Annotated in this window: 10 protein-coding genes; 5 read left to right on the top strand and 5 right to left on the bottom strand. The window is 60.3% G+C overall.

Features of this window, described 5'->3' with window-relative positions; translation table 11 throughout:
• Positions 1-11: 11 nt before the first annotated feature.
• Both RHM60_RS20670 and RHM60_RS20665 read right to left on the bottom strand, forming a co-directional pair.
• Positions 12-1,364 (bottom strand): tryptophan--tRNA ligase, encoded by a 1,353-nt coding sequence (locus tag RHM60_RS20670; protein ID WP_209988570.1) that lies wholly within the window; start codon positions 1,362-1,364, stop codon positions 12-14.
• Between the two features lie 24 nt (positions 1,365-1,388).
• Entirely contained in the window at positions 1,389-2,018 is a 630-nt protein-coding gene (locus tag RHM60_RS20665; protein WP_231422512.1) for an alpha/beta hydrolase, read from the bottom strand.
• Between the two features lie 147 nt (positions 2,019-2,165).
• Here RHM60_RS20665 and RHM60_RS20660 point away from each other — a divergent pair, with 147 nt between their 5' ends.
• Positions 2,166-2,603, top strand: a complete 438-nt coding sequence (locus RHM60_RS20660; protein ID WP_004372274.1) for a YhcB family protein — start codon at positions 2,166-2,168, stop codon at positions 2,601-2,603.
• A 197-nt stretch (positions 2,604-2,800) separates the two neighbouring features.
• Here RHM60_RS20660 and RHM60_RS20655 read toward each other — a convergent pair whose 3' ends face one another.
• From RHM60_RS20655 to RHM60_RS20645, 3 genes are all read right to left on the bottom strand, one after another.
• Positions 2,801-4,525, bottom strand: a complete 1,725-nt coding sequence (locus RHM60_RS20655; protein ID WP_209988563.1) for an ABC transporter ATP-binding protein/permease — start codon at positions 4,523-4,525, stop codon at positions 2,801-2,803.
• Positions 4,526-4,623: 98 nt separating this feature from the next.
• The gene (locus RHM60_RS20650; protein WP_004372278.1) at positions 4,624-5,184 is read right to left on the bottom strand and encodes a response regulator transcription factor; all 561 of its coding nucleotides are present in this window, start codon (positions 5,182-5,184) and stop codon (positions 4,624-4,626) included.
• Entirely contained in the window at positions 5,177-6,439 is a 1,263-nt protein-coding gene (locus tag RHM60_RS20645) for an ATP-binding protein (protein ID WP_322212648.1), read from the bottom strand. The genes RHM60_RS20650 and RHM60_RS20645 overlap by 8 nt, the downstream gene beginning before the upstream one ends.
• A gap of 204 nt (positions 6,440-6,643) precedes the next feature.
• Here RHM60_RS20645 and RHM60_RS20640 point away from each other — a divergent pair, with 204 nt between their 5' ends.
• The 4 genes from RHM60_RS20640 to RHM60_RS20625 all read left to right on the top strand — a co-directional run bounded on the left by RHM60_RS20640 (position 6,644) and on the right by RHM60_RS20625 (position 12,850).
• The gene (locus tag RHM60_RS20640; RefSeq protein WP_322212647.1) at positions 6,644-7,360 is read left to right on the top strand and encodes an SIMPL domain-containing protein; all 717 of its coding nucleotides are present in this window, start codon (positions 6,644-6,646) and stop codon (positions 7,358-7,360) included.
• Positions 7,361-7,451: 91 nt separating this feature from the next.
• Positions 7,452-9,053: an ABC transporter substrate-binding protein gene (locus tag RHM60_RS20635; RefSeq protein WP_322212645.1), complete on the top strand. Its 1,602-nt coding sequence runs from the start codon at positions 7,452-7,454 to the stop codon at positions 9,051-9,053.
• A 258-nt stretch (positions 9,054-9,311) separates the two neighbouring features.
• A complete protein-coding gene (locus RHM60_RS20630) occupies positions 9,312-10,940 on the top strand; it encodes an ABC transporter substrate-binding protein (protein WP_209988550.1) in 1,629 nt (542 codons plus the stop codon).
• A 305-nt stretch (positions 10,941-11,245) separates the two neighbouring features.
• The gene (locus RHM60_RS20625; protein WP_209988547.1) at positions 11,246-12,850 is read left to right on the top strand and encodes an ABC transporter substrate-binding protein; all 1,605 of its coding nucleotides are present in this window, start codon (positions 11,246-11,248) and stop codon (positions 12,848-12,850) included.
• Positions 12,851-12,975 lie beyond the last annotated feature (125 nt).

Below are 12,975 nucleotides of genomic sequence, written 5' to 3'. Positions count from 1 at the left end.
CCTTGGTCGGGTTAATCCTCGAGGGGGGTCAACGCAATGCGCAAGGCGGCGATGGCGGCATCGCGTGACGCTTCGTCGGCGAACTCGGCACTGTCGGCCACCGGGTTGCCGTCCAGCCATACGCTGAAGGCCAAGCCTTCATTGCGCACGTCCAGCGCGTCGCCGCTGTGCAATTGCTTGGTTACCGCGCCCGCCGCTTTGCCATCGGCGAAGTTGCGCGACAACAGCAACTGCTCGCCATCGGCGGCCAGGAGACGAAAGCGGAAACTGTCGTCTTCGCGGAAGCTTACAAAACGCGCGGTTTTCGCGGCTTTCTTTTTCGTCGCGACCGGTGCTGCAGCCTGCTCGACGAACGAACGCAGGCCAACGGCCTCGCGCAGTTCAGCCAGAAACGGTGCGGCCACGGCACGGGCCTTCTTCGCGCCCACCAGCAGCAGGTCTTCCATGTCCGACGGGCGCGACATCAACGTGTGATAACGCTCGCGGGCTTCGCCAAGCTGGCCGTCGAGCAGTTGGAACAGGCGGTTCTTCGCCTCGCCCCAGCCCAGGCCCTGTAATAACTCAGCGCGGAACTGTTCTTCCTCGGCCTTGCTGGCAAACGCCTGGTACAGGGTGAACAGGTGTGAATTGTCCGGATCCTTGGCTTCGCCCGGTGCGCGGGAATCGGTGACGATGCGCGAGATCGCGTCCTTCATGTCCTTGGCGCTGGTGAACAACGGGATGGTGTTGTCGTAGCTCTTGGACATCTTGCGGCCATCCAGGCCCGGCAAGGTGGCAACGCTTTCTTCGATCAGCGCCTCGGGCATGGTAAAAAACTCCTTGCCCTTGCCGAACAGGTGGTTGAAACGCTGGCCGATATCCCGGGCCATCTCCACGTGCTGGATCTGGTCGCGACCGACCGGCACCTTGTGCGCGTTGAACATCAGGATGTCCGCTGCCATCAGCACCGGGTAGCTGTACAGGCCCATGCTGATGCCCGCATCCGGGTCTTCGCCGGCCTCCACGTTCTTGTCCACCGAAGCCTTGTACGCGTGGGCGCGGTTGAGCAGGCCCTTGGCCGCCACGCAGGTCAGCAGCCAGGTCAGCTCGGGGATTTCCGGGATGTCGGACTGGCGATAGAACGTCACCCGGTTCACATCCAGGCCACCGGCCAGCCAGGTCGCGGCGATTTCCATGCGCGAGCGCTGGATGCGCTGCGGGTCATCGCACTTGATCAGGGCGTGGTAGTCGGCCAGGAAATAGAAGGAGTCGGCATTGGCGTCCTGGCTGGCGAGGATCGCCGGGCGAATCGCACCGGCGTAATTGCCCAGGTGCGGCGTGCCGGTGGTGGTAATGCCGGTGAGGATACGGGTACGAGTCGTCATGGGTAATCGCTTATCAGACTGCTGTCAATTCGAGAGGCGCGGCAGCACCAGATCCTTCAGATCGGTGAGCTTGCCATGAAAAAAGTGCCCGCATTCTGCCACTTTCAGCAGCTCATGGGGGCGATTCAAGGCGGCGGACCAATCGTAGACGAGTTGCGGGTCGACCACTTCGTCGGTTTCCGGCTGGATCACGGTCAGCGGGCAACCCAGCGGCAGCACATCGTTATCGCGCAGGCGCATCACCGCAGCGGCGACCATGAACAAATGCGCGAGTTGTTCGCCCCTGGCTTCCAGGCGCCCGCCGAGGCTGGCGGCCACATAACCGCCGAACGAAAAGCCGAGCAGGGTGATCGGCAGGTCAGGGTGTTTTTCCCGCAGCCAGGTGGCAGCCGCTTCGGCATCGTCGACTTCACCGGAGGCCATGTCATGGGTGCCAGCACTGGCGCCGACGCCACGGTAATTAAAACGCAGCGTAATCAAACCAGCATCGCGTGCGGTGCGCTGCAGGGTCGAAACGACTTTATTGAGCATGGTCCCGCCCTGCACCGGGTTGGGATGGCAGATCAGCGCCAGGCCGCGTGGCTCGGGGTGATCCAGGTACAGGGCTTCCAATTGGCCCACCGGGCCATCGATCAAAACGGGGGTTTCACGCATGAGCAAGAGATGAACTCCGTGACCTCTCAAAGGGTCGACTCGTCTAGCTAAAAGTCTGTGCATGGCATCATTGCGAGCTTAATCGCGGTATACAGCGCAGGTCCGAGCCGTTAACGTAAAGCAAAGCCGTTTATAGAGGAAGGACTCGTGGAACACTCGCTCTTAGTTTGGTTGTTGCCGACTCTTGCCCTGGTTGCCGGTGTCGCCATTGGATTTCTGGTTGCTCGCCTGCTGCCGAATGCCGCGCCTAACCGCACGCAGCGTCAGCTGGATGACATTCAGGAACGTTTTGACAGTTATCAGAACGAGGTTGTTACCCACTTCAACAGCACCGCGACCCTGGTCAAGAAACTCACCCAGAGCTACCAGGATGTACAGGATCATCTGGCCGATGGCGCCAACCGCCTGGCCCTGGATGACATCACCCGCCAGCGTCTGCTGGCCGCGCTGCATTCCGATGCACCGCAAGCGCCACGGGAACGCCTGACCCCACCCCGGGAAAACCAGGAGCCACCACGGGACTACGCGCCAAAAACGCCGAACGCCCCCGGCATGCTGGATGAGCATTACGGCTTGAAGAAGTAAGTCTTTTCAGGCACGACAAAAAGCCCGGCTGATCGATGATCAGCCGGGCTTTTTGTTTGAGACTCGCTTCTCCAACACAACAAAAATCAAATGTGGGAGGGGGCTCGCTCCCGATAGCAATGCATCAGTCAGCTCAGCTGTAACTGACACCCCGCTATCGGGAGCAAGCCCCCTCCCACCCTGACCGCAGCCAAGGTTCAGGAAACGGGTTGCTCCTGCAACCAGCCACCCTCGATCCGCACATGCCGCCCATGGAAGCGCTTGAGGCTGCTGCGATGGCCGACGCTGACGATGCTCAGCCCCGGCAGCTCATCGATCAAGGCTTGATACAGGCTGGCCTCATCCTCCTCATCCATGGCCGATGTCGCCTCGTCCATGTACAGCCACTGCGGCGCGAACAACAAGGCGCGGGCAAAAGCCAGACGCTGCTGCTCGCCGGGCGAAAGCATGCGCTGCCAATGGTTGGCCTCGTCCAGGCGCGCAACCAGCTGCGGCAGGCGGCAGGTTTCCAGCACCTGTGCATAACGTTCGGCCGTGTAGGCGCTGTCGTCCTGTGGATAACTCAACACCGCCTTCAACGTGCCGATCGGCAGGTAAGGCTTTTGCGGCAGGAACAGATAACGTGCCGCTGGCAGGCGAATACTGCCGTGACCCGCCGGCCACAAGCGGCCCATGGCACGCAGCAGGGTGCTCTTGCCGCTGCCGGAGCGACCGCTGAGCATCAGGCGCTGGCCCGGCTCGACAATCATATTCGCGTCGGTGAGCAAGTGACGGCCATCGGCCAGGTTCATGCCCAGGCCCTGCACCATCAGACGTTCGCCTTCGGCATTCACCTCAATAGCGGCCGGACGCTGCTCGTTTTCGGTCATGGCTTGCTGGAAGCTCAACAAACGGTCGCTGGTGGCGCGCCAGGCGGCGAGGTCGGTGTAGGCACTGATAAACCAGCTGAAGTTGCCCTGCACGTTGCCGAACGCCGAGTTGATCTGCATCAGCTCGCCCAGCTCGATCTTGCCGGCGAAGTAACGCGGGGCCGCCACGATAAACGCGAACACGATAGCGATCTGCTCATAACCGGCGGTAAAAAAGGTCAGGCGCTTGGACACTTTCATGATGTCCCAGTAGTTGTGCCATACCCTGCCGAAGCGCGTCTTCAGGCGCTGGTTCTCGTTGGGCTCGCCGTTGTACAGGGCGATGCTCTCGGCATTCTCGCGCACCCGCACCATGGAGAAACGCAAGTCGGCTTCGAAGCGTTGCTGCTGGTTGCTCAAGCCGATCAAGCGACGCCCGATCAGGTGGGTCAACCAGCTGCCGACCCCGGCGTAGACCAGCGCACACCAGAACATGTACCCGGGGATGGTGAAACCGAACACTTCAATGCTGCCCGACACGCCCCACAGGATCACGGAAAACGACACCAGGCTGACGACGTTGCGCAGCAGTCCCAGACCCAGGCTCAAGGTGTTGGACGTGAAGCTGTTGAGGTCTTCGGAAATCCGCTGGTCGGGGTTGTCGGTGTAACCGCCCTGCTCCAGTTGGTAATAATTCTTGTGCGCCAGCCAGCGCGCGAAGTGTTTTTCGGTCAGCCAGGCGCGCCAGCGGATGGTCAGCATCTGCGTCAGGTACAAGCGGTAGACCGCACCGAGAATGGCCACCGTCGCGATCCCGCAAAAATAGCCGATCAGTTGCCAGAACGCGGCGGTGTCCTTCTTCTCCAGTGCGTTGTAGAAATCCTTGTACCAGTGGTTGATCCACACGGAGATCGCCACGCTGAACAGTGACAGCGCGATCACTGCCGCCAGCAACAACCACGCCCTGCCCTTCTCCTCACTGCGCCAATACGGCGTGATCATCGCCCAGGTTCGACGGAAGAATTGCCCATGCACGGCGTCATTGACCGCGGAATACTCTGCGTTCTGGTTCATCGTTCAGGCTCTGTAGGAAAAATGGCAGGCGTTTGAACCGATCATAAGGGATCGGTTCAAGGCTCCGTGCGGCCTGAGACGGGTCGTTCAGCTTAGGTTCAGCGGCGCACCGGACGCTTTTGCAACTTGCGTTGCAAGGTACGGCGATGCATGCCGAGGGCGCGGGCGGTGGCCGAGATATTGCCTTCGTGCTCGGTCAGTACACGCTGGATATGCTCCCACTGCAGGCGGTCCACCGACATCGGGTTTTCCGGCACCAGGGTGTCGAGGTCGGCGTGCTCGGAGAGCAGCGCGGCCAGCACGTCGTCGGCGTCGGCCGGCTTGCACAGGTAGTTGCAGGCGCCGCGCTTGATGGCCTCGACGGCGGTGGCGATGCTGGAGTACCCGGTGAGGATCACTACGCGCATTTCCGGGTCGAGTTCCAGCAGCTTGGGCAACAGCACCAGACCCGAGTCGCCGTCCATTTTAAGGTCGAGTGCGGCGTAGTCCGGCAGATCGGCCTGGGCGATGCTCAAGCCTTCTTCGGCGGAACCTGCGGTGCTCACGCGAAAGCCGCGACGGCTCATGGCGCGCGCCATCACGCGGGTAAAGGTGGCGTCGTCGTCTACCAGCAACAGGTGCGGCAGTTCTTCGCCTTCGACTTGAATCTCGTCACTCATCGCTATCTCCTCGTGCGACACGGGGCAGGCGCAGCTCGGTGAGCGTGCCACCTTCCTCATGACTGTAGAGTTTCACTGAGCCGCCCGCGCGGGTCACGCTGGCCTTGCTCAAAAACAGGCCCAGGCCGAAGCCTTTGCCCTTGGTGGTAAAGAAGGGTTTGCCGATCTGCTCGGCAATGGCCAGCGGCACGCCGGCGCCGTGGTCACGGATGCTGATGGTGACGTGTTCCGCGTCCCAGTCCAACTGCACGCCCAGGCCTTCGGGGCAGGCGTCGGCGGCGTTGTTCAACAGGTTGAGCAACGCCTGGGTGAGGTCAGGCGGCGGCGCCATGCGCGGCACGTTGCCCTGGCCCAGCAGGGTGAAGCGGTAACTGGCTTCGGGGCGCATCAGGTGCCAGCGGTTCAGGGCTTCGTCGAGCCATTGGGTGACGTCCTGCATCTGCACCGCCAGGCGGCGATTGGCTTCGGCGGCGCGCACCAGTTGCTGCAAGGTCAGCTTGCACTGCTTGACCTGCTCCTGCAGCACGCCGAGGTCGTCCTGCAAGGCCGGGTCATGATGATCCTGGGTCATTTCCTTGAGCAATACGCTCATGGTCGCCAACGGCGTACCCAGCTCATGGGCAGCGCCGGCGGCCTGGGTGGCGACGGCCAGCAGTTGCTGGTCGCGCAGGCCCTCTTCGCGGCGAATGGCACGCAGTTCTTCCTGGCGGCGCAGTTCTTCAGCCATGCGTGCGGCAAAAAAGGTGATGACCGCCGCCGACAGCGCAAAGCTCAACCACATCCCGTAGATCTGCAGGTTTTCCCGCGCGATGGGGAAGGTTTGCAACGGATAGAACTGGGCCAGCAGCAGGGTGTAGAGGGTCAGCGCAATCCCCGACAGCACCACCGAATAGCGCCATGGCAAGGTCACGGCGGCGATGGTCAGCGGCACCAGGTAATAGGAAACGAACGGGTTGGTGGAACCGCCGGAGAAATAAAGCAACACACTGTGGATAAACAGGTCGCAGGCCAACTGCAGCGCATACTCCAACTCGGTGACCGGCCAGGTGGTACGCAACCGGATCACGGTAAACACGCACAACACCGTAGAGAACCCCAGCGTCACACCCAGCGGCAGCCAGGGCAGCGGCAGCAGATCGAACCAATAGGCGAGCCCCACGGAGCCGGCCTGTGCGGCCAGTACCAGGGTGCGGATAAACGTCAGGCGCCAGAGGTTCTGGCGGGTGGCGGAAGTCAGTTTTACGGCGGCGAGCATGGGCTCTCCCGATGAGCGCTGCAGGCGGATCGCCAGGAGTATAAACGAAGCAGCAGCGCAGACAGGGCGCGTGTGGCTCTTTGACGCAGGCCGCACAGACCGCCGTTCGTCGGCATGCGCCGCATTGTAGGTAATGTGTAAACCCGAAGAACCCCACACCAACGTCTACAGTCATACCAACACCACTGTCCCCAAGGAGCTTCCATGTCTCGTTTCACTCGCAGCGCAGCCCTGCTCACCCTCGGCGCCAGCACCCTGGCCAGCCTGCCGGCGCTGGCCGCCGACGAACTGCATTACAACCAGATTTCCCTGCGCGCCGAAGTCAGCCAGGAAGTCGCCCGCGACAAGATGATCGTCACCCTCTACACCGAATCGCAGAACAGCGACCCGGCCAAGCTCGCCGCCGACATCACCAACACCATGAACACCGCGCTCGGCCAGGCCCGTGAAGTCAAGGCCGTGACCCTGCGCCAGGGCAGCCGCAACAGCTACCCGATCTACGACAACAAAAACCAGAAGATCACCGGCTGGCGTGAACGCGCCGAACTGCGCCTGGAAAGCGCGGACTTCCCGGCGCTGTCCAAGCTCACCGGCGAGCTGCTGAACACCCTGAAAATGCAGAACATGGACTTCGCTATCGCCGACACCACGCGCAAGACCAGCGAAGATGCGTTGCTCAAGGACGCAGTGGCCGCGTTCAAGGCCCGTGCGCAATTGGCGACCGATGCCTTGGGTGGCAAGGGCTACAAGATCGTCAACCTCAACTTCAACACCAATGGCTACCCGATGCCCTACGCACGCAATGGCGCGATGATGATGAAGGCGGCCATGGCTGATTCAGCGCCGACGCCAGAGGTAGAGGCTGGCACCAGTCAGGTCAATATGAGCGCCGATGGCGTGATCGAAGTGCAGATGCAGTAACCCCTACCTGGCACACCTAAACGGCGGTAACCTCGGTAACCGCCGTTTTCGTTTGGGCAGCTTTTATATGCCTGCCATTTAAGGGGTCTCCATGGAAAGAATTGCCATCAAACCACTGCTGCTCGCCGCAGGCCTGCTGGCCTTCCTGCCAATGGCCCAGGCGGCGACAACGCTGGTCTACTGCTCCGAAGCCAGCCCCGCCGGTTTCGACCCCAGCCAGTACACCAGCGGCACCGACTTCGACGCCTCGGCCGAAACCGTGTTCAACCGCCTGACCCAGTTCAAGCGCGGCGGCACCGAAGTCGAACCCGGCCTTTCAACCCGCTGGGATATCTCCAAAGACGGTCTGGCGTACACCTTCCATCTGCGCGATGGCGTGAAGTTCCACACCACTGATTTCTTCACGCCGACTCGCGACTTCAATGCCGATGACGTGCTGTTCACCTTCAATCGTCTGCTCGACGCCGACAGCCCGTTTCGCAAGGCCTACCCGTCCGAATCGCCGTACTTCACCGACATGGGCCTGAACACCACGATCAGGAACGTCGAGAAAATCGACGCGCATACCGTGCGTTTCAACCTGAACAACGTCGATGCCTCATTCGTGCAGAACCTGGCCATGAGCTTCGTCTCGATCCAGTCCGCCGAATACGCCGCGCAGTTGCTCAAGCAAGGCAAGGCCGAAGACATCAACCAGAAACCCGTCGGCACCGGGCCGTTTGTGTTCAAGCGTTACCAGAAGGACTCGCAGATTCGCTACGTGGCCAATAAACAGTATTGGAAGCCCGAGGATGTGAAACTCGACAACCTGGTGTTCGCGATCACCCCGGATGCGGCCTCACGCCTGCAAAAGCTCAAGGCCGGTGAATGCCAGGTGAGCGGCTACCCTCGCCCGCAGGACATTGAAGTGATCAAGCAGGACCCCAACCTGCGCGTGCAGCAGCAGGCCGGGTTCAACCTGGGTTTTCTCGCCTACAACGTGACCCACCCGCCGCTGGATCAGCTCAAGGTGCGCCAGGCGCTGGACATGGCCATCGACAAGCCGGCGATCATCAAAGCCGTGTATCAGGGCGCCGGACAATTGGCGCAGAACGCCCTGCCGCCGGCGCAGTGGTCTTATGACCCGACGATCAAGGACGCCCCGTATGACCCGACCAGGGCCAAGGCGCTACTGAAAGAAGCAGGTATTGCCCCCGGCACCACGATCAACCTGTGGGCGATGACCGTTCAGCGTGCGTCCAACCCCAACGCGCGCATGTCGGCGCAGATGATCCAGCAGGACTGGGCCAAGGTCGGCATCAAGGCCAATATCGTCAGCTATGAGTGGGGCGAATACATCAAACGCGCTAAAAACGGCGAACACGACGCCATGATCTACGGCTGGACCGGCGACAACGGTGACCCGGATAACTGGCTGGGCGTGCTCTACAGTTGTGCCGCGGTCAAGGGCAGCAACTACGCCAAGTGGTGTAACCCGGCCTACGACAAGCTGGTGCAGCAGGCCAAGGTCAGCAATGACCGCGAGCAGCGCATCAAGTGGTATCAACAGGCACAAAAAATCCTTAAGGAACAGGTGCCTATAACGCCTATTGCAAACTCGACGGTTTTCCAGCCGCTGCGTAAGGAAGTGCAGGACTTCAAGATCAGTCCGTTTGGGCTGACACCGTTCTACGGCGTGAGTCTGGAGAAGTAACACAACCGCCCCAACCGGGTGCGCCAGGCGCCTCGACTGGGCGTTTCTGGTGCGCCCGATGCACCGAAAAAACGCTCTAAATATATGCATTTATGTCAAAACTTTCATAAATGCGACATTCCTGTACGCTCGTACCACACTTTGAGCCCTGCAGCGGTTCAGCATCTTGCAATGGGTATGGCGCCTGCATAAGTATCCGCAGGCCGACTCACGAGGTCGCCCTCACCACCAAAAATGACAACAAATCATGAGGCCAACATGCTCAAACACGCAGTCCTTCCGTTATTAGTGAGCGCGGGCCTAATGGCCGCCGCCCCTGCAGCCCTTGCGGCAACTAACCTGGTGTTCTGCTCCGAAGGGAGCCCGGCCGGTTTCGATCCAGGCCAGTACACCACCGGAACAGACTTCGATGCTTCGGCCGAAACCATGTTCAACCGTCTGAGCCAGTTCGAACGTGGCGGCACCGCCGTGGTTCCTGGCTTGGCCACCAGCTGGGACGTGTCCCCGGATGGCCTGACGTACACCTTCCACCTGCGCGAAGGCGTCAAGTTCCACACCACCCCGTACTTCAAGCCGACTCGTGAATTCTCGGCCGACGACGTACTGTTCACCTTCAACCGGATGATCAACAAAGACGATCCATTCCGTAAGGCCTACCCCACCGAGTTCCCGTACTTCACGGACATGGGGATGGACACCAACATCAAGAACATCGAGAAAGTCGATGACCACACCGTCAAGTTCACCCTTGGCACCGTGGACGCGGCGTTCATCCAGAACCTGGCCATGAGCTTCGCCTCGATCCAGTCCGCCGAATACGCCGCCCAACTGTTGAAGGAAGGCAAACCTGCCGACATCAACCAGAAGCCGATCGGCACCGGCCCGTTCGTGTTCAAGAGCTACCAGAAAGACTCGAACATTCGCTACACCGGCAACAAGGACTACTGGAAACCTGAAGACGTGAAGATCGACAACCTGATCTTCGCCATTACCACCGACCCGTCGGTGCGTATCCAGAAGCTCAAGAAAAACGAATGCCAGATCACCCTGTTCCCGCGTCCGGCCGACCTCAAGGCGCTGGGCGAAGACAAGGACCTGAAACTGCCGCACCAGGCCGGTTTCAACCTGGGCTACATCGCCTACAACGTCATGCCGGTACTCAAGGGCCAGACCGCAGCCAACCCGCTGTCCGACCTGCGCGTACGTGAAGCACTGGACATGTCGGTGAACAAGCAGCAGATCATCGACTCCGTGTACCAGGGCGCCGGCCAACTGGCCGTCAACGCCATGCCGCCGACCCAGTGGTCCTACGACACCACCATCAAGGATGCCAAGTACGATCCTGCCAAGGCCAAGGAACTGCTCAAGGAAGCCGGCGTCAAGGAAGGCACCGAGATCACCCTGTGGGCCATGCCGGTACAGCGTCCGTATAACCCCAACGCCAAGCTGATGGCCGAGATGCTGCAGAACGACTGGAAACAGATCGGCCTGAAGGTCAACATCGTCAGCTACGAGTGGGGCGAGTACATCAAGCGCTCCAAAGGCGGCGAGAACCAGGCCATGATCATTGGCTGGAGCGGCGACAATGGTGACCCGGACAACTGGCTGAACGTGCTGTTCGGCTGCGACTCCCTGGCCGGCAACAACTTCTCCAAATGGTGCGACAAGAAATTCGACGGCATCGTAAAAGAAGCCAAGGCTACATCGGATGTCGCCAAACGCACCGAGCTGTACAAGCAGGCGCAACATATCCTCAAAGATGCAGTACCGATGACACCCATCGCGCACTCGACGGTGTATCAACCCATGCGCAACACCGTGCAGGACTTCAAGATCAGCCCGTTTGGCTTGAACTCCTTCTACGGCGTCAGCGTAAGCGGCAAGTAAACATCACTGGCGGCGACGTTTCATAACGTCGCCGTTATTGTTTCTGCCCGGATCGTAGGCAAAAGACTACATATGCATCCATTGCGTCCTACAGCAATGGACTGCGATATGTGCTTCCGCTGCCTACACGGTCCATCCGTATTTGCGCATTTACTGCAAAGTCCGCGACCCCTAACGTCGTACGACAGCAGACATGCCACGTTCGGAAAGGCACTTGCTGTGTGTGGGATCAGTAATGTCTTCCTGGCAGGACGCCCGGTTGATTGCTTGCTGATCGATAACTACAAACAAGGATTGGGATCGTCATGCGCCATACCACCGTTCTATCCGCGATTTTCGGCACCAGCCTGCTGGCTGTGGCCACGCTGGGCCAGGCCGCCGACAAGAAGAGCCTGGTGTTCTGCTCCGAGGGCAGCCCGGCAGGCTTCGACACTGCGCAATACACCACCGCCACCGACAACGATGCGGCCGAGCCGCTGTACAACCGTCTGGTCGAGTTTGAAAAAGGTGAGACCAATGTTGTGCCGGGCCTGGCGACCAAGTGGGATATTTCCGAAGACGGCCTGACCTACACCTTTCACCTGCGTGAAGGGGTGAAATTCCACAGCAACAAGGAATTCAAGCCGACGCGGGACTTCAATGCCGACGACGTGCTGTTCACCTTCAACCGCATGCTTGACCCCGACCACCCGTTTCGCAAGGCCTACCCCACCGAGTTTCCATACTTCAACGGGATGAGCCTGAACAAGAACATCGCCAAGGTCGAGAAAACCGGCCCCTACACCGTGGTGATGACCCTGAACACGGTGGACGCCGCGTTCGTGCAGAACATTGCCATGAGCTTTGCCGCCATCCTCTCGGCCGAATACGCCGAGCAGTTGCAGAAGGACGGCAAGCCCAGCGACATCAACCAGAAGCCGATCGGCACCGGGCCGTTTGTGTTCCAGCGCTACCAGAAGGATTCGCAGATCCGTTATGTGGCCAACAAGCAGTATTGGGACCCGAGCCGGGTCAAGCTCGACCAGTTGATCTTCGCCATCAACACCGATGCGTCGGTGCGTGTGCAGAAGCTCAAGGCCGGCGAATGCCAGGTCACCCTGCACCCGCGCCCGGCCGACGTCGACGCGCTCAAGGCCGATCCGAACCTGCAGTTGCTGACCAAGCCCGGCTTCAACCTGGGCTACATCGCCTACAACGTGCGCCACAAGCCGTTCGACCAGCTCGAAGTGCGTCAGGCGCTGGACATGGCGGTGAACAAGCAGAGCATCCTTAACGCCGTGTACCAGGGCGCGGGGCAACTGGCGGTGAACGCCATGCCGCCGACGCAGTGGTCCTACGACGACAGCATCAAGGACGCCGCCTACAACCCGGAAAAAGCCAGGGAACTGCTCAAGGCCGCCGGCGTGAAGGAAGGCACCGAGATCACCCTGTGGGCGATGCCGGTGCAACGTCCGTACAACCCCAACGCCAAGCTGATGGCCGAAATGCTGCAGAACGATTGGGCCAAGATCGGCCTGAAAGTGAAGATCGTCAGCTACGAGTGGGGGGAATACATCAAGCGCACCAAGAACGGTGAGCACGATGTGAGCCTGATCGGCTGGACCGGTGACAATGGTGACCCGGACAACTGGCTGGGCACGCTCTACAGCTGCGACGCCATCGGCGGGAACAACTACTCCATGTGGTGCGACCCGGCGTACGACAAGCTGATCAAGCAAGCCAAGGTCGTGACCGACCGCGAACAACGGACTGTTCTGTACAAACAGGCGCAGCAACTGCTCAAGCAGCAGGTGCCGATCACGCCAGTCGCCCACTCGACGGTCAACCAGCCGTTAAGCGCCAAAGTCGAAGGCTTCAAAGTGAGCCCCTTCGGCCGCAACGTGTTCTCGGGCGTCAGCATTACCCCATAAGAAAATAACCGGATTGCAGAGAGCGAATCGGGCTCTCGCGCAAACGTACGGCCTTTTGTAGGGAAATTTCCTACAGCAAACGTTTGCAACAGCTTGAACGAGTTACACACCCAATAGCCGGATCA

Origin of the sequence: Pseudomonas sp. MH9.3 (genome assembly GCF_034354675.1) — a bacterium.
GTDB lineage: Bacteria > Pseudomonadota > Gammaproteobacteria > Pseudomonadales > Pseudomonadaceae > Aquipseudomonas.
Note: the sequence above shows the minus strand (reverse complement) of the source record. Positions and strands in the feature narration are given on the sequence as shown.